We start from the raw sequence: 15,647 nt of genomic DNA, 5'->3' as shown, positions 1-15,647 counted from the left end.
TGCCGGCAATTCTCTAGCACCCGCTATAAAATGCACTCCATGGTGAGCAGCGAGGAGACGAAGGCGAAGACCGCACCCGTGGCCAGGCCCCGCGGCCGGCCCCGTTCCTTCGACCGGGAGACCGCCCTGGAGAAGGCGATCCTCGCCTTCTGGGAGCACGGCTACGAGGCCACGTCGGTCTCCGACCTCACCCGGGTCATGGACATCGGCGCCCCGAGTCTCTACGCCGCCTTCGGCGACAAGCGCTCCCTCTTCGACGAAGCCGTCCGCGTCTACACCGCCCGCTACGCGGCCTTCGCCGACCGGGCCCTCGCCGAGGAGCCCACGGCCCGCGCCGTGGTGGAGCGGACCCTGCGGGAAGCCGCCGCCCGGTACACGGACCCGGAGCGCCCGCACGGCTGCCTCATCGCCCACGCGGCCATCAACTGCACGACCCCGGAGGTCGCCGACTCCCTGCGCGACCGGCGCAACGCCACCATCGCCGCCTTCGAGAGTCGTATCCGGGCGGACATCGCCACCGGCGCGCTCCCGCCCGGCGTCGACGCCGCCGCGCTCGCCCGTCACACCGGGGCGATCATCAACGGCATGTCCCAACAGGCGCGCGACGGGGCGAGCCGGGCGGAACTGGAGGCGCTCGCGGAAATTGCCATGGCCATCTGGCCCCGCACATGAACCCACACGGGTTAGGCTGCGTGGTGGATGCTAGGGCGTCCGATCAGTTCTCCAGCGGGGGTCGAGCCGCTTCGGGGACCCTCGGAGAACTGACAACAACGAACAGCCTCCAACGCATGGACACATCGAGTGGTCTAGTCCACAATGCGTTGCAGAGAACTGAATACACAGACTTCCGTCTTCCCCGCACAGGAAGGCGGACCGAGGAACCGGTGCTCTCTGCCCTGACTGCCCCGGCTCCTCATCCTTCGGCCGACCGGGACCGCACACCCCGCGGCCGTTGTTGCTCCGGGCTGCGGTGCCGAGAGGGTTGAGGGTCCCTCTCAGGCGCCGCGGCCCGCGGGTGTTCTCAGGGCCCGTCCGGGCCGGGCCGGTGCGCGGGGCCGTACGACCCCCGGCGCTTTTAGGCCATCCACATACCGCCAGGTACGCTCGCACACGTGCCCTCCATGAACGAACTGGTCCGCCAGCACACCGCCCTCGACGACTCCGACCTCGAGTGGCTCCATCTGCTGGTGTCGGAGTGGCAACTGCTCTCCGACCTCTCCTTCGCCGACCTCGTGCTGTGGGTGCCCACCCGGGACGGCGCCCGGTATGTGTCGGTGGCGCAGATGCGCCCCAACACCGGCCCCACCTCGTACCAGGACGACATGGTCGGCCATCTCGTCCCACGCGGCCGCCGCCCGCTTCTCGACGCCGCGCTCGACGAGGGCCGGATCGTGCGCGAGGGCGACCCGGAGTGGCGCGAAGAGGTCCCCGTACGGGTCGAGTCGATCCCCGTACGACGGGAGGGGCGCGTCCTCGGTGTCATCGCGCGCAACACCAACCTGCTCACCGTGCGCACCCCGAGCCGTCTCGAACTGACGTATCTGCAGAGCGCGTCGGACCTCGCGCAGATGATCGCGGCCGGTTCCTTCCCGTTCGCGAACCAGCAGATGGACATGGACGCCGCCCCACGCGTCGGCGACGGCCTGATCCGCCTCGACGCCGACGGTGTCGTCCAGTACGCCTCCCCGAACGCGCTGTCCGCCTACCACCGTCTCGGCCTCGCCTCCGACCTGGTCGGCCACCACCTGGGCATGACCACCGCCGAACTCGCCCCCACCCGCGGCCCGGTGGACGAGGCGCTCGCCAAGGTCGCCAGCGGCTGGGCGCCGCGCGAGTTCGAGATCGAGTCGGGTGACGGGGTCATCCAGTTCAGGGCGATCCCGCTGAAGCCCAAGGGCACCCGCATCGGTTCGCTGGTCCTGCTCCGGGACGTCACCGAACTGCGGCGCCGCGAGCGCGAGTTGATCACCAAGGACGCGACCATCCGGGAGATCCACCACCGGGTGAAGAACAACCTCCAGACGGTCGCCGCGCTGCTGCGCCTCCAGGCCCGCCGCATCGAGTCCGATCGCGGCCGCGAAGCCCTGGAAGAGGCGGTGCGCCGGGTCGGGTCGATCGCGATCGTGCACGAGACGCTGTCTCAGAACCTGGACGAACGCGTGGAGTTCGACGAGATCGCCGACCGGGTCCTGGCGATGGTCGCGGAGATCTCGCCCGGCAAGGTCGCCGGCCGGCGCACCGGCCGCTTCGGCATCCTCGACGCCGAGGTCGCCACCCCGCTGTCGATGGTGCTGACCGAGATCCTCCAGAACGCCCTGGAACACGGCTTCCGCGAGGGCGAGACCGGCACGGTCGAGGTCTCGGCCGTCCGTGGCGGTACGACCAAGGATGCCCGCCTCCTCGTCACGGTCCAGGACGACGGGGTCGGTCTGCCCGAGGGCTTCGACCCGCACACCGGCGGCAACCTCGGTCTTCAGATCGTCCGGACGCTGGTCGAGGGCGAGTTGGGCGGCACGTTCGACATGGTTCCGGCACCGGAGGGTGGCACCCGGGTGATCCTGGACGTTCCGGTGAGCGCGAACAAGTAGGAGTGAAACGCGCTGTGTTCAGTAAACGGGCACAGCAAGAAGCCCCGGACCTGAAGTGGTCCGGGGCTCGAATGCTCGTTGGCAGCTTGTGCTGCGCATCGGGGGTACTGCGCGCTGCGGCTCGGGGGCGGGAGATGCGTACTCGCTGTACGCGCCGCCAAGCTCAGGCGGGGTGGGTGCGTCAGGCAGAAGCCTGACGGGCCCGGTTGCGGGCGGCGCGGCGCTTCATGGCGCGACGCTCGTCCTCGCTGAGACCACCCCAGACGCCGGAGTCCTGGCCGGACTCGAGCGCCCACTGCAGGCACTGCTCCATGACGGGGCAGCGGCGGCAGACGGCCTTGGCTTCCTCGATCTGCAGCAGCGCAGGACCGGTGTTGCCGATGGGGAAGAAGAGCTCGGGGTCTTCCTCGCGGCAAACGGCGTTGTGACGCCAGTCCATGGCTGCTACCTCTCCTTGGTATTACATGCAAGTTGCTTGTGAATGTGAACGCTTTCACGAATCCCTCAACAAGTGAAGGGCCGAACGTCAGGTTTCCCCGGCGTGGTCCTGGGTTTTGATGAGGGGTTCCGGTGATCTGTGGAGCCGGTGTTGCGGGCTGTCCCGATCGCCACGTAGAGACTCGCAAACCTCAGCGGCGGATACAACCCCTTCCGGAAAGTTTTTTTTGATTCCTCGGTGTCGACTAGGTCACAGCCGTACTTCCATGGGGTGGATGCTGGCCTAAACGTTCGAGTGAAAGGACTTCAGCCCTTTCTGCTCACACAATCACACGCAGTGCACGGCGTACGCCTGTGAACGTCACGCTCGTACGCAGCCCCAGGTGGTCGCCGTCCATCTGAAGGGGCAGGGGCACCTTGGAATGCAAGGTGAACTGGTCCAGGTCGTGCAGGGAGAACGCATGCTTGCCATGCGGGCCACGCTCGGGGGACGAAGTGAGCAACTGGGTGCCATACCGGGCAACCGCGGTCGTCGTCATTCGGCTGAGACCGAGTACGTCGAGGCCTTTATCGAACGAGGCCTTAGGTGACGCGTACATCGGGTGATTGCCCAGGAACGTCCACGGAGAAGTGTTCGAGACTATGGACAGCACCAGATCGGTCACCGGATCGGCGTCCGGGCGCTCCAAGGTGATCGTGCCGTGCCGGCGGTGGGCCTCGCCGAAGAACTGACGCATGGCCTGGCGGACGTAGAGCGCGTGCGTCGACTTCCTGCCGCGCTCGCGCTGCTGCTCGACCCGGCCGACCACGCCGGCGTCGAAACCGAGGCCCGCGTTGAAGGTGAACCAGCGCGCGGGCACCGCCTCGTCCTCCGTGCCGGGCGTGCCCGAGGTCAGACCCAGGCCGACCGTGCGCTCGCTGCCGTCCCGCAGCGCGTCCAGGATCGCGCCGGTCGCCTCCACGGCGTCGTTGGGCAGGCCCAGGGCGCGGGCGAAGACATTGGTGGAGCCGCCGGGGACCACGGCGAGACGGGGGAGCCGCTCCGGATCGGGCCCGGCGTGCAGCAGACCGTTGACGACCTCGTTGACCGTCCCGTCGCCGCCGAGGGCGACCACCAGATCGACGTCCCGGCTCTCCGCCGCCTGCCTGCCCAGATCGCGCGCGTGCCCTCGGTACTCGGTGGTGACCGCCTCGAGCTTCATCTCGCTCGCGAGCGCGTGGATCAGCACATCGCGCGTACGTGCGCTTGTGGTGGTAGCTGCCGGATTGACCACGAGAAGTGCACGCATGAGTTGCAGGGTACCTACTGGGTGGTACCCGGCACAGGCCGAGGTAGGGATCAAGTAAGAGATGAGCACGTGAACCTCGCCACGGAGGAGACGCTCGGGCCCGCCATGGGGGCGCTGTGGGCGGCCGATACCCTTCAGGGGTGACCAGTGAGCAGACGCCCGTTCCCGAGGAAACCGCCGGTCCGCGTCCGCGGCGGCTGACCTACGCCGCCGCGCTGGCGGCGCTGGAGGGGCTCGCACTGTTGGTCGGGGGCGTGTGGATGCTCGTGGCGGGTTTCACGGGCGACTCGGAGAACAGGGAGACCGGTGTCACCGGCGGGATCACGGTGATCGTCCTCGCCCTGCTGCCGCTGCTCGCCGCACGGGGGCTGCTCGCCCGCCGCAGCTGGAGCCGGGGACCCGCCGTCATCACACAGATCCTGGCGCTGCCCGTGGCCTACAACCTGCTGCAGGCCGACAGCGTGGCGATCCCGGCGGGGATCGTGCTCGCGGTCGTCGCGGTCACCGCGCTCGTCCTGCTCGTCAACGGCGAGACGACCCGGGCCCTCGGAATCCGCGGACCCGGCAACGCCGGCGGCGCGGAGAAGTAGGGCCCGGCCCTCGGCTACTCCTCCACCAGGAGCTTCTCCCGCAGCTGCGCCAGCGTCCGCGCCAGCAGCCGGGAGACGTGCATCTGCGAGATGCCGACCTCCTGCGCGATCTGCGACTGCGTCATGTTGCCGAAGAAACGCAGCAGCAGGATCCGCTTCTCGCGCGGGGGCAGGTCCTCCAGGAGCGGCTTGAGCGACTCGCGGTACTCGACGCCCTCCAGCGCCTCGTCCTCCGCGCCCAGGGTGTCCGCCACCGCCGGTGACTCGTCGTCGGTGTCCGGGACGTCCAGGGACAGCGTGGAGTACGCGTTGGCGGACTCCAGGCCCTCCAGGACCTCCTCCTCCGAGATGCCCAGCTTCTCGGCCAGCTCGTGGACCGTGGGGGAGCGGCCGTGCAGTTGCGAGAGCTCCGCCGTCGCCGTGGTGAGCGAGAGGCGCAGTTCCTGGAGCCTGCGCGGGACGCGGACCGCCCAGCCCTTGTCCCGGAAGTGCCGCTTGATCTCGCCGACGACCGTCGGGGTCGCGTATGTCGAGAACTCGACGCCGCGCTCCGGGTCGAAGCGGTCGACCGACTTGATCAGGCCGATGGTGGCGACCTGGGTCAGGTCGTCCAGCGGCTCGCCGCGGTTGCGGAAGCGGCGCGCGAGGTGCTCGACGAGCGGCAGGTGCATACGGACCAGCCGGTTGCGCAGGTCCGCGTACTCCGCGCTGCCGTCCTGCAGCTTGCGCAGCTCGATGAAGAGTGCCCGCGCCCCGCTGCGGTCCTGAGGGTTGTGCTGCGTGGCCTGCCCGCTCTGCGCGCCCTGTTGATCGTCTCGCTGGTGCTCGCTCATCGTCCCGCCCGTCGCCCTTCCCCGAGCCCTCGTCTCTGCTCGGACAGGGGAGACCCCGATCCGTCCGTCCAGAGACACGCTCTGCACGGCACCTTCCTGATCCCGCTGCCCGTCGTCCAGGAAGCCGGCCTCCGGCGAGTCGTCCTCCGGATGCGGCCGGGCCTGTTCGGGGATGCCGTTGACGCCGTCCCCCATGCGTCGGGACCCGCCTGTGCCCTCGGCCGGCAGCTCCCGTGTGCCGCGCTCTTCGTCACGCACCGGCCCGTCCCCTGTCCTCACGCCGGCCCGGGTCCCGCGCCGCGCTGTTTGTAGAGGCTGATCGAAACGGTTTTGTCGTCGTCCACGGCTGAGGAGACCTTGCCCGCGAGAGCGGACAGGACGGTCCAGGCGAAGGTGTCACGCGCGGGGGCGTGACCGTCCGTGGTCGGCGCCGAGACGGTGACCTCGAGTGAGTCGTCGACGAGGCGGAAGACGCAACTGAGCACCGAGCCGGGCACGGCCTGCTGGAGCAGGATCGCGCACGCCTCGTCCACCGCGATGCGCAGGTCCTCGATCTCGTCGAGGGTGAAGTCCAAACGGGCCGCGAGGCCGGCAGTCGCCGTACGCAGCACCGACAGGTAGGCACCCGCAGCCGGCAGCCGGACTTCCACGAAGTCCTGGGTCGCGGGCTCGCCTGCGATCTGGGACACCCTCACCTCCAAGGTGGTACAAGCATTTCGGGGCCGAGGGTCGCCCCCCGGGGTAACGCGAAGTGTGGTTCAGCGGTGACGCTATCGCGCTCTCAACTTTCCTGTCCCCAGGACCCCAACCCCTCGGCGTCACTCACAGTAAAACTGTGGATACGCTCCGTGTCTAGGGGTCTGCGGCTCCAATTGGGAAGAACGCGCGCCGGGTTGACGTACCCAGACGTCAGACGGTCGAACCGTCGAAAACCGGAGCGGTCCGAGGTCATACGAGGACGTGGTCCACGAAGCACCAGCGCCAGCTCTCACCGGGTTCGAATGTCCGCATGATCGGGTGTCCGGAATCCTTGTGGTGCTCGGTGGCATGTCTTCCCGGCGAGGAGTCGCAGCAGCCGACGTGGCCGCAGTCGAGGCACAGTCGCAGCTGCACCGGATGCTGGCCCTCGCGCAGACACTCGACGCACGTGTCGCTCAGCGGGGCGGGTTCCGGGTGCGGCAGCGCGTCGGCATGCGTGCACTGTTTCATGATTGCCAGATTACGACGGCTGCGCGGAAGACCGTGCGGAAAAACGAGGGCGGGCGAAGACCATGGACGTGATGCCACTGCTGTTGCTGGTGGCGGGCAGCGCCGCGGTCGCCGCGGCGGCCCGGCGCACCCCGGTGCCGGCACCCCTGCTGCTGGTGGCCGTGGGGCTGGTGCTCTCGTACGTCCCGGGGGTCCCGGAGTACACCCTCGACCCGGACGTCGTCCTGCCCCTGGTGCTGCCCCCGCTGCTGCACTCGGCGGCCACCGACAGCTCCTACCTCGACCTGCGCGCGCAACTGCGGCCCGTGGCGCTGCTGTCCGTGGGGTACGTGCTCTTCGCGACCTTCGTCGTCGGCTGGGCCGCCTACCAGATCGTGCCCGGCCTGTCGCTGACCGGGGCACTCGTCCTGGGCGCGGTGGTGGCGCCGCCGGACGCGGTCGCGGCGACGGCGGTCGCGCGCCGGGTGGGGCTGCCGTCCCGGATCACCACGATCCTCCAGGGCGAGTCCCTGGTGAACGACGCCACCGCGATCACCGCCTACCGGGTCGCCCTCGCGGCCGCGGTCGGCGAGGGCGCGTCCTGGGCGGGCGGCATCGGCGAGTTCCTGCTCGCGGCGATCGGCGGCGTGGCGGTCGGTCTGATCCTGATGGTCCCGATCCACTGGCTGCGCACCCACCTCAAGGAACCGCTGCTCCAGAACACCCTCTCCCTGCTGATCCCCTTCGTCGCCTACGCCGCCGCCGAGCAGTTCCACGCCTCCGGGGTCCTCGCGGTCGTCGTCGTGGCCCTCTTCCTCGGGCACCGCGCGTGGGAGGTCGACTTCGCCACGCGCCTCCAGGAGGACGCCGTGTGGAAGATGGTCGCCTTCGTGCTGGAGTCGTCGGTGTTCGCCCTCATCGGTCTGCAGCTGCGCGTCGTGGTGAAGGGGCTCGGCGAGTACGAGGGCGGCGACGCCGTCTGGTACGCGGTGGCCGTCTTCGCGGTGGTCGTCGTGTCCCGGTTCGTCTGGGTGTACCCCGCGACCTTCCTGCCGCGTCTGCTCTCCGCACGGATCAGGGAACGTGAGCCCGACCCCACCTGGAAGGCGCCGTTCGTCATCGCCTGGGCCGGCATGCGCGGTGTCGTCTCGCTGGCCATCGCCTTCTCGATCCCGGAGACCATGCACGGCGGCGAACCGTTCCCCGGCCGCAACCTCATCCTCTTCCTGACCTTCACCACCGTCATCGGCACCCTGGTCGTCCAGGGCGTCACCCTGCCCCCGCTGATCCGCCTGCTGAAGCTCCCCGGCCGCGACGTTCAGGCCGAGACCCTGGCGGAGGCCAACGCCCAGGCCCAGGCCTCCCGGGCCGCCGAACGCACCCTGGACAGTCTCCTCTCCGACGAACGCAACGCCCTCCCGCAACCCCTCGCCGACCGCCTCCGCTCGGTCCTGGAGCGCCGCCAGAACGCCGTCTGGGAGCGCCTGGGCTCGGTGAACCCGGTGACCGGCGAGACCGTCGACGACACCTACCGCCGGCTGTCCCGGGAGATGATCGGCGCCGAACGCGAGGTGTTCGTGAAACTGCGGGACGGGCGCTACATCGACGACGAGATGCTGCGGACCCTGCTGCGCAGGCTGGACCTGGAGGAAGCGGCGGCGTACCGGGAGGCGACGTGACGATTTCCGTACTCCCGCGGCGGTCCGACGGGGGCATGGGCGGGTACGCGGGTCGGCAGGTCCAGAAGCTGATGGGGAAGTCGGCGACGAAGCGTGGATTTCGCGAGGAGTCCCGCCAGTCACCCGGAGAAGGGAGCCCCGGTGATCACCGCGACCACCTTGGTCCCCGCCGGAAACGAGTCGCCCTCCGACAACGCGACAAGTCCATACAGCAACTTGGCGACATAAAGCCGCTCCACCCCCACCCCGTGCCGCCCCTCGAAGTCCTCCGCGAAGGCGTCGAGTTCGGGTGTCGTCCGTGCGTACCCCCCGAAGTGGAACCGGTCGTCCAAAGACCAGTCGCCGCGACGCCCCCCGAACGCCTCCCGTTGCAGCCGCTCTATGTCGGCCGTCAGGAACCCGCCCTTGAGCACCGGTATCCCCAACGCCCGCTGATCCGGCCCCAGTCCCGCCGCCAGCCCCGCGAAGGTCCCGCCGGTCCCGCACGCCACCGCGACCACGTCGGCCCGCCCCCGCAACTCCTCACCGAGCGCCCGGCAGCCCCGTACCGCGAGCGCGTTGCTCCCGCCCTCGGGCACCACGAACGCGTCCTCCGCGCCCGCGGCCCGCAGGACGGCCTCCAGTGCGGACGGTTCGGACTTGCGGCGATAGGTCGATCTGTCGATGAAATGCAGCCGCATGCCGTCGCTCACGCAGCGGGCCAGGGAAGGGTTCAGGGGCCGGTCGGCCAGTTCGTCGCCGCGGACCACGCCGACTGTCGGCTGCCGCAGCAACCGCCCCGCGGCAGCCGTCGCGCGCAGGTGGTTGGAGTACGCGCCGCCGAAGGTGAGCAGCGTACGGCCGGCCGCGGCCGTGAGGTTCGGGGCGAGTTTGCGCCACTTGTTGCCGACGAGGTCCGGGTGGATCAAGTCGTCGCGTTTCAGCAGCAGGCGGACACCCCGGCGGGTGAAGCGTTCGTCCTCGATCTCCTGCAGCGGCGACGGGAGCCGGGGGCGCAGGGCGGCGAGGTCGGTGCTGGTCACGCCCTCATTGTCGCCTGTGCGGCCGCCCCCGGACCAGCCGCGCCGTCACGTCAGACGGTTCCTGATCCGGGTCCGCATCGACGCCATCGTGAAGCCGCGTGGGTCCACCTTCCCGGGCTGCCACTCCAGGTGGCCGATGACCGACCGTTCCGTCCAGCCGTGGTGGCGGCAGATCGCGGCGGCGACCTTCTCGATCGCGTCCAGCTGGGCCGCCGGCCACGGGTCCCGGCCGTCGCCGAGGTTCTCGCACTCGAAGCCGTAGAAGTGGCGGTTGCCGTCGGTGTTCGCCTCGTTGTCCGCAGGGAGCGCCGTCTCGGCGATCACCGCGCGCAGGACGTCGTCGTCGCCGAGGCCCGCGTGGTTGGCGCGGCCGTAGCCGACGAGGTGGACGCGGCCGTCCTTGGTGATCACGCCGTGGCAGAGCGGGCCGGGGAGGTCCTCGTAGCCGTCGCGGCAGAGTTCGACGGTGCGTTCGCTGCCCTTGGTCACCGTGTGGTGGATCATCACGCCGTGCACCGGGCCCCAGGGGCCCTTGTGATTGCGGTTGTGATGTCTCCAGTCGCCGACCTGGACGACGGTGACGCCCTCGTCCTGCAGGGCGTCCAGGAACGTGCTCGCGGACATGGGTGGGGCCATGCCGCCTCCTTCGCTTGCGCGGCGACCGCCTGTCGCGACCGGCTCGTACCGCTGCTTGTACCCGTGGCGGACAACCTGGACCACCTGGTTCGTACGGTGTGCGAGCCGTTTCGGACACCGGGCCGGGAACAGTGTGCGAGATCTCGGTACTGCCCAGTTATCGAAGATCCATTCCAACTCTTTCGTGTAATAGCACCAGCACACTCCGTGATGGAAGGCTGGTCCGCAGTTCGATGCCCCGGTGCAGACCGGCGCCGGGGTTGACCGGGAGGGCAATTCTCATATGTCGGTAGGCGAAGAGGTCCGCACCGAGCAGGGTCGGCCGCAGCAGAGTCTCGGCACGGCGGCCGCGCGGAACCTGGCCACCACCACCAAGTCCGCACCCCAGATGCAGGAGATCAGCTCGCGCTGGCTGCTGCGCACGCTGCCCTGGGTGAATGTTCAAGGCGGTACGTACCGCGTGAACCGGCGGCTGACCTACGCCGTGGGGGACGGCCGGGTCACTTTCGTGAAGACGGGCGATCGGGTCGAGGTCATCCCGGAGGAGCTGTGCGAACTGCCGGCGCTCCGGACGTACGAGGACGAGGAGGTGCTCACGGAGCTCGCCCGGCGGTGTGAGCAGCGCGAGTTCGCGGCGGGGGACGTGATCGCCTCGTTCGGCAGCCAGGCCGATGTGGTCTTCCTTCTCGCGCACGGCCGGGTGGAGAAGATCGGCACGGGCCCCTACGGCGACGACGCCGTCCTCGGAGTCCTCGCCGACGGCGCCTACTTCGGCGACCAGGCGCTGCTCGACCCCGAGGCCATCTGGGAGTACACCGCGCGCGCGGTCACCGCCTGCACGGTGCTCGTCCTTCCGCGGAACGCCGTCGAGCAGGTCGCGGAGCGGACCGACTCCCTGCGTGAGCATCTCCAGGCGCTGCGCTCGATCCCGGAGCAGAGCACCAACAAATACGGTGAGAAGGCGATCGACCTCGCGGCAGGCCACAGCGGCGAGCCGGACATCCCGCACACCTTCGTGGACTACGAGGCCCGGCCGCGCGAGTACGAACTGAGCGTGGCCCAGACCGTGTTGCGCATCCACTCGCGCGTGGCCGACCTCTACAACCAGCCGATGAACCAGACCGAGCAGCAACTGAGGCTGACCGTGGAGGCGTTGAAGGAGCGCCAGGAGCACGAGCTGGTCAACAACCGCGAGTTCGGGCTGCTCAGCAACTGCGAGTACGACCAGCGCATCCAGCCGCACGACGGCGTGCCCAGCCCCGACGACCTGGACGAGCTCCTCAGCAGGCGGCGCGGCACCAAGCTGCTGCTCGCGCATCCGCGCGCGATCTCCGCGATCGGGCGCGAGCTCAACAAGCGCGGACTCGTCCCCGAGACCATCGACGTGGGCGGCAACCGCATCCCCACCTGGCGGGGGGTGCCGATCTACCCGTGCAACAAGATCCCGGTCACCGAGGCCCGTACGACGTCGATCATCGCGATGCGTACCGGCGAGGCCGAGCAGGGTGTCATCGGTCTGCAGCAGGTCGGCATCCCGGACGAGATCGAGCCGAGCCTGTCGGTGCGGTTCATGGGCATCAATGAGCAGGCGATCATCAAGTACCTGGTGACGGCGTACTACTCCGCCGCGGTGCTGGTGCCGGACGCGCTCGGAGTGTTGGAGAACGTCGAGATCGGCCGGTGGCGGTGACGTTTCTGCAGCTGGGAACCGTGTCCCCGCCCCCGCGGGCGGGTACACCCCGGTCGTATGCGCCCAGTCGCAGCGGAAACGCCACCGTCCGCGGACTCTCCGAGGGGACCTCCATGGCCGAGCTCATGAGGGAGGTGCCCCAGCACCCCGCCGGGACGGAGCCGCTCGACGGGCACGACGCGGCGGTGATCCTGGAGCGGGCCCGGGCGTCGGTCGACCCCGTGCTGCGCGAGGCGATCGAGTCGCTGCCCGGCTCCATGCGCCGGATCGCGCTCTACCACTTCGGCTGGGAGCACGCCGACGGCACTCCGGCGGCGGGCAACGCCGGCAAGGCGATACGGCCCGCACTCGTCCTCACCGCCGCCGCCGCACTCGGGGGAGCGGCGGCGCGGGAGGCGGCCGTGCGGGCGGCCGCGGCGCTGGAGCTGGTCCACAACTTCACGCTGCTGCACGACGACGTGATGGACCGGGACACCACCCGGCGGCACCGGCCCACCGCGTGGACGGTGTTCGGTGACGCCGACGCGATCCTCGCCGGGGACACCCTCCACGCGCTCGCCCTCGGGCTGCTCGCCCAGGACCCGCACCCGGCGGCCGGGGCCGCGGCGGCCCGGCTCGTGGCCTGTGTCGTCGAGCTGTGCGCCGGTCAGCACGCGGACACGGCCATGGAGACACAAGGCCCCGGAGAGGTCACCCTCGACGAGGTGCTCGCCATGGCCGAGGCCAAGACCGGCGCGCTGCTCGGATGTGCCTGTGCGGTGGGCGCGCTGTACGCGGGCGCGTCGCGGGAGGACGTCGAGGCGCTGGACGCGTTCGGCCGGGAGGCCGGGCTCGCCTTCCAGCTCATCGACGACGTGATCGGCATATGGGGCGACCCGCGCCACACCGGCAAACCGGCCGGGGCCGACCTCGCGGTCCGCAAGAAGTCCCTGCCGGTGGTCGCCGCGCTGGCCTCCGGCACCCCGGCGGGCGCGGAACTCGCGGAGCTCTACGCGACCCCGTACGCGAAGGAGGACCTGGACCGGACGACACTCGCCGTCGAGCGGGCCGGCGGACGTGACTGGGCGCAGGTCCAGGCGGCCGACCGGATGGCCCGCGCGATGGTGGAACTGTCCCGTGCGGTGCCCGAGCCGGCGGCGGCGGAGGGACTGCTGGCCCTGGCCGAGTTCGTGACACGGCGTACCAGTTGAGCGCTGGTACCTCAGTAGGCCGTACTGCTCTGCGGAAGCAGTCGATCCGGACCCCGGAGCCCCCGGGGCCGTGCGGCTCCTGACCCCGCACGGCCCCGAGGGGCTCCGGTCAGGCGGGTCCCGCACATCCCCACGGCGTGCGGGCCCCGCCCCTTTTCCGGCCCACCCGCCACTTGGTCCCCGATAGAGTCAACGCCCGTACGATCACGGTCGGTTGAGACGAGGGGCGGCGGAACATGGGTGTGGCGATCCGGACGGCGGGCGAAGGGGACCGTGAGCTGGTCGTCGGACTGCTGGACGCGGCGTTCCAGGACGACCCGGTCAGCCGGTGGGTGTTCCCGGGTGACGAGCACCGTCGTACGGCCCACCCTCGGCTCATGGCCGCCTTCACGGACATCGTGCTGGCCGAGGGGCGCGTCGACGTCACCGAGGACGGTACGGCCTGTGCGCTGTGGCTGCCGGTGCCGGACGGCGAGCACGCGGACGAGGAGGGTGCCGACGGTCCCGCCGAACTGCGCGCGGAGGTCGACCCCGACAACGAGCGCGTCGAGCTGATCGGCCGGCTGACGGCGGACATCCACCCCGCCGGCCGCGCCCACGAATACCTGTGGATGATCGGCGTGGCACCGGAGCACCAGGGCCAGGGCCTGGGCACCGCGCTCATCGCCTCGGTCCTCGACCGCTGCGATCGCGAGGGCCTCTCCGCCTATCTGGAGGCGAGCAGCGCCCGCAGCCGCGCCCTGTACGAACGCCTCGGCTTCCAGCCCACCGGTCCCGCACTGGACCTCCCGGACGGCCCCCGGATGTGGCCGATGTGGCGCGAGCCGCGGGGCTGAGCCGACACGAGCGGGACCCGGGGGCGCGGGCGGCCACAGGGGTGCCGGACGGGCCCGGCGGCTACGCCTCCGGCACGACCGCCCTCACAACCCGCTCCACCATCCCTTCCGGCACCCCCACCCCCGGCAGCACCCCGTCCAGTACCCCCGGCAGGGTCAGGTGCTCCAGGATCAGGCCGAGCATCGCGAGGTAGAGCACCACGACCGTCTCGTCGCCACCGGGCAGCCCCGCGTCGCGGTGGAACCGCATGCCGTATTCGAGGTCTCCGCGTACCGACCCGGTGTAGGACTCCCGGAGTCCGGGGCGGCGTGTTGCCTCGAGGCGCATTTCCAGAAGGGCCAGATAGCCGGTGCGGTCGTGGGTCGCGCGGGCCATGAGGTCGTGCATGAAGGCCGTGACCAGCGCGCGGTCCTTCGGTCTCGTCATCAGCTCGGCGAGCACGGAGGGATCCGGAGCGAGCCGTACATGGAGCCGGGCGTCTATCTGGCGCAGCAGGTCGTCGCGCCCGGTGAAGTAGTTGGAGGCGGTCCCCACCGGCACCCCGGCCTCCGCGTCCACCGCGCGGAAGGTCAGCCCCCGCGCCCCCTCCCGTGAGAGCACCTCGATCCCCGCGTCGACCAGCGCCGCCCGTCGCTCCGGATTGCTCGCCATGCGGAATCCCCTTTCCTACTTGTGCCAGGTGCCGAAAACATCTTGCAACCACTACAAGTGAAGCACTACAAATGAAGTTGTTCAACGGACAGTACACAGCCAGCACCAAGCCGACGGAAAGAGACCAGTTTGCGCAAGCTCACGTACTTCATCGCCTGTTCCATCGACGGCTTCATCGGGGACGAGAGCGGCGACGCGACGTTCATGATGCCGTTCGTCGACGAGGAGTTCCTGGCGTTCCTCGCGGCCGAGTACCCGGAGACCCTGGCGACCGCGGGCCGCAGGGCCCTCGGTCTCGACGGCCTCGAGAACAAGCGCTGGGACACCGTCGTCCAGGGCCGCGGCAGCTACAACGAGGGCCTGAAGCAGGGCATCACCAGCCCCTACGCCCACCTGCGGGAGTACGTCGCCTCGCGCACCCTGACCGAGTCGCCCGACCCCCACGTCGAGATCATCACCGACGACCTGGTGGGCAAGGTCCGCGAACTGAAGGCCGAGGAAGGGGAGCTGGGCATCTATCTGTGCGGCGGATCCCGGATCGCGGGCGAACTGTTCGACCTGATCGACGAGCTCGTCATCAAGACGTACCCGGTCACCATCGGCTCGGGCATGCCGATGTTCGGATCCGGTTTCTCGATCACCGAGTTCGGCCTCGACGACGTCCGCACCTTCAAGAACGGCGTGTTCGTGCGGACGTACAGCAGGAAGCGCTGACGTCCTGTCCGCCCTACCCTGAAGGCATGGACAGCGAAGGAAATGCCTGTCCCGCCTGTGGACAGTCTGTCGAAACGGTCGTCAAGCGTCACAAGACGCTGGGTGCGTGGGTCCCGGTCTGGGTGGCCGGGCGGTGCCGGAATCCGAAGTGCGAGACGTACGCCGAAGAGGGCGGTGAGCGCGAGGACGAGCGCGCGAAGAAGACCGACGGGAAATCCGCCGCGAAAAAACCCTGAACCCTGTCGAGAACCCGGGCCCGGCTCCGACGTCCCCTGTGAGAGCCGCCCGTCAGGGGCGGCCGG

Annotated in this window: 17 protein-coding genes; 9 read left to right on the top strand and 8 right to left on the bottom strand. The window is 69.9% G+C overall.

Annotation, left to right across the window (positions count from 1 at the left end; all coding sequences use genetic code 11):
- Positions 1–39 precede the first annotated feature (39 nt).
- Together ACIOHP_RS32930 and ACIOHP_RS32925 are read left to right on the top strand one after the other, a co-directional pair.
- The gene (locus tag ACIOHP_RS32930) at positions 40–672 is read left to right on the top strand and encodes a TetR/AcrR family transcriptional regulator (protein WP_361542355.1); all 633 of its coding nucleotides are present in this window, start codon (positions 40–42) and stop codon (positions 670–672) included.
- Positions 673–1,121: 449 nt separating this feature from the next.
- Entirely contained in the window at positions 1,122–2,588 is a 1,467-nt protein-coding gene (locus tag ACIOHP_RS32925) for a PAS domain-containing sensor histidine kinase (protein ID WP_361542817.1), read from the top strand.
- A 181-nt stretch (positions 2,589–2,769) separates the two neighbouring features.
- On the opposite strand, the gene ACIOHP_RS32920 is transcribed toward ACIOHP_RS32925, so the two are convergent.
- The gene (locus ACIOHP_RS32920; protein WP_016639615.1) at positions 2,770–3,027 is read right to left on the bottom strand and encodes a WhiB family transcriptional regulator; all 258 of its coding nucleotides are present in this window, start codon (positions 3,025–3,027) and stop codon (positions 2,770–2,772) included.
- Positions 3,028–3,346: 319 nt separating this feature from the next.
- Positions 3,347–4,315: a diacylglycerol kinase family protein gene (locus ACIOHP_RS32915; protein WP_046260433.1), complete on the bottom strand. Its 969-nt coding sequence runs from the start codon at positions 4,313–4,315 to the stop codon at positions 3,347–3,349.
- A 140-nt stretch (positions 4,316–4,455) separates the two neighbouring features.
- Between ACIOHP_RS32915 and ACIOHP_RS32910 the strand changes: the two genes are divergently transcribed.
- Complete coding sequence (locus ACIOHP_RS32910; protein WP_361542349.1) at positions 4,456–4,905, top strand: hypothetical protein; 450 nt, start codon at positions 4,456–4,458, stop codon at positions 4,903–4,905.
- A gap of 14 nt (positions 4,906–4,919) precedes the next feature.
- Here ACIOHP_RS32910 and ACIOHP_RS32905 read toward each other — a convergent pair whose 3' ends face one another.
- From ACIOHP_RS32905 to ACIOHP_RS32895, 3 genes are all read right to left on the bottom strand, one after another.
- A complete protein-coding gene (locus ACIOHP_RS32905; protein ID WP_389956933.1) occupies positions 4,920–5,996 on the bottom strand; it encodes an RNA polymerase sigma factor SigF in 1,077 nt (358 codons plus the stop codon).
- Between the two features lie 17 nt (positions 5,997–6,013).
- Positions 6,014–6,427 (bottom strand): anti-sigma regulatory factor, encoded by a 414-nt coding sequence (locus ACIOHP_RS32900; RefSeq protein ID WP_030784224.1) that lies wholly within the window; start codon positions 6,425–6,427, stop codon positions 6,014–6,016.
- A 259-nt stretch (positions 6,428–6,686) separates the two neighbouring features.
- Entirely contained in the window at positions 6,687–6,947 is a 261-nt protein-coding gene (locus ACIOHP_RS32895; RefSeq protein ID WP_361479628.1) for a UBP-type zinc finger domain-containing protein, read from the bottom strand.
- A 62-nt stretch (positions 6,948–7,009) separates the two neighbouring features.
- On the opposite strand from ACIOHP_RS32895, the gene ACIOHP_RS32890 reads away from it, so the two are divergent.
- On the top strand, positions 7,010–8,605 hold the full coding sequence (locus tag ACIOHP_RS32890; RefSeq protein ID WP_401893255.1) for a Na+/H+ antiporter: 1,596 nt from the start codon (positions 7,010–7,012) through the stop codon (positions 8,603–8,605).
- 119 nt (positions 8,606–8,724) lie between these two features.
- Here ACIOHP_RS32890 and ACIOHP_RS32885 read toward each other — a convergent pair whose 3' ends face one another.
- Both ACIOHP_RS32885 and ACIOHP_RS32880 read right to left on the bottom strand, forming a co-directional pair.
- Positions 8,725–9,627 (bottom strand): 1-aminocyclopropane-1-carboxylate deaminase/D-cysteine desulfhydrase, encoded by a 903-nt coding sequence (locus ACIOHP_RS32885; protein ID WP_401893253.1) that lies wholly within the window; start codon positions 9,625–9,627, stop codon positions 8,725–8,727.
- A gap of 45 nt (positions 9,628–9,672) precedes the next feature.
- On the bottom strand, positions 9,673–10,263 hold the full coding sequence (locus ACIOHP_RS32880) for an N-acetylmuramoyl-L-alanine amidase (protein WP_361542339.1): 591 nt from the start codon (positions 10,261–10,263) through the stop codon (positions 9,673–9,675).
- 283 nt (positions 10,264–10,546) lie between these two features.
- Here ACIOHP_RS32880 and ACIOHP_RS32875 point away from each other — a divergent pair, with 283 nt between their 5' ends.
- The 3 genes from ACIOHP_RS32875 (at position 10,547) to ACIOHP_RS32865 (ending at position 13,979) form a co-directional block, all read left to right on the top strand.
- The gene (locus ACIOHP_RS32875) at positions 10,547–11,953 is read left to right on the top strand and encodes a family 2B encapsulin nanocompartment shell protein (protein WP_401893251.1); all 1,407 of its coding nucleotides are present in this window, start codon (positions 10,547–10,549) and stop codon (positions 11,951–11,953) included.
- Between the two features lie 113 nt (positions 11,954–12,066).
- The gene (locus ACIOHP_RS32870; RefSeq protein ID WP_401893249.1) at positions 12,067–13,143 is read left to right on the top strand and encodes a family 2 encapsulin nanocompartment cargo protein polyprenyl transferase; all 1,077 of its coding nucleotides are present in this window, start codon (positions 12,067–12,069) and stop codon (positions 13,141–13,143) included.
- Positions 13,144–13,379: 236 nt separating this feature from the next.
- Positions 13,380–13,979: a GNAT family N-acetyltransferase gene (locus ACIOHP_RS32865; RefSeq protein WP_401893247.1), complete on the top strand. Its 600-nt coding sequence runs from the start codon at positions 13,380–13,382 to the stop codon at positions 13,977–13,979.
- 61 nt (positions 13,980–14,040) lie between these two features.
- Here ACIOHP_RS32865 and ACIOHP_RS32860 read toward each other — a convergent pair whose 3' ends face one another.
- The gene (locus tag ACIOHP_RS32860) at positions 14,041–14,631 is read right to left on the bottom strand and encodes a TetR family transcriptional regulator (RefSeq protein ID WP_361542327.1); all 591 of its coding nucleotides are present in this window, start codon (positions 14,629–14,631) and stop codon (positions 14,041–14,043) included.
- Positions 14,632–14,760: 129 nt separating this feature from the next.
- Between ACIOHP_RS32860 and ACIOHP_RS32855 the strand changes: the two genes are divergently transcribed.
- Complete coding sequence (locus ACIOHP_RS32855) at positions 14,761–15,345, top strand: dihydrofolate reductase family protein (RefSeq protein ID WP_361542324.1); 585 nt, start codon at positions 14,761–14,763, stop codon at positions 15,343–15,345.
- Positions 15,346–15,371: 26 nt separating this feature from the next.
- Positions 15,372–15,581: a hypothetical protein gene (locus ACIOHP_RS32850; RefSeq protein WP_401893245.1), complete on the top strand. Its 210-nt coding sequence runs from the start codon at positions 15,372–15,374 to the stop codon at positions 15,579–15,581.
- Positions 15,582–15,647: the final 66 nt, after the last annotated feature.

The sequence above is a fragment of the Streptomyces sp. NPDC087859 genome, assembly GCF_044742595.1.
In the GTDB taxonomy this organism is placed as follows: domain Bacteria; phylum Actinomycetota; class Actinomycetes; order Streptomycetales; family Streptomycetaceae; genus Streptomyces; species Streptomyces canus_F.
This window is presented reverse-complemented; position numbering and strand designations above follow the sequence as displayed.

What these genes read in the sequence shown, in the direction of transcription:
- ACIOHP_RS32930 (WP_361542355.1), top strand. Translation starts at nt 40, where the DNA reads ATGGTGAGCAGCGAGGAGACGAAGGCGAAGACCGCACCCGTGGCCAGG.
- ACIOHP_RS32925 (WP_361542817.1), top strand. Translation starts at nt 1,122, where the DNA reads ATGAACGAACTGGTCCGCCAGCACACCGCCCTCGACGACTCCGACCTC.
- ACIOHP_RS32920 (WP_016639615.1), bottom strand. Translation starts at nt 3,027, where the DNA reads ATGGACTGGCGTCACAACGCCGTTTGCCGCGAGGAAGACCCCGAGCTC.
- ACIOHP_RS32915 (WP_046260433.1), bottom strand. Translation starts at nt 4,315, where the DNA reads ATGCGTGCACTTCTCGTGGTCAATCCGGCAGCTACCACCACAAGCGCA.
- ACIOHP_RS32895 (WP_361479628.1), bottom strand. Translation starts at nt 6,947, where the DNA reads ATGAAACAGTGCACGCATGCCGACGCGCTGCCGCACCCGGAACCCGCC.
- ACIOHP_RS32890 (WP_401893255.1), top strand. Translation starts at nt 7,010, where the DNA reads ATGGACGTGATGCCACTGCTGTTGCTGGTGGCGGGCAGCGCCGCGGTC.
- ACIOHP_RS32880 (WP_361542339.1), bottom strand. Translation starts at nt 10,263, where the DNA reads ATGGCCCCACCCATGTCCGCGAGCACGTTCCTGGACGCCCTGCAGGAC.
- ACIOHP_RS32875 (WP_401893251.1), top strand. Translation starts at nt 10,547, where the DNA reads ATGTCGGTAGGCGAAGAGGTCCGCACCGAGCAGGGTCGGCCGCAGCAG.
- ACIOHP_RS32870 (WP_401893249.1), top strand. Translation starts at nt 12,067, where the DNA reads ATGGCCGAGCTCATGAGGGAGGTGCCCCAGCACCCCGCCGGGACGGAG.
- ACIOHP_RS32865 (WP_401893247.1), top strand. Translation starts at nt 13,380, where the DNA reads ATGGGTGTGGCGATCCGGACGGCGGGCGAAGGGGACCGTGAGCTGGTC.
- ACIOHP_RS32860 (WP_361542327.1), bottom strand. Translation starts at nt 14,631, where the DNA reads ATGGCGAGCAATCCGGAGCGACGGGCGGCGCTGGTCGACGCGGGGATC.
- ACIOHP_RS32850 (WP_401893245.1), top strand. Translation starts at nt 15,372, where the DNA reads ATGGACAGCGAAGGAAATGCCTGTCCCGCCTGTGGACAGTCTGTCGAA.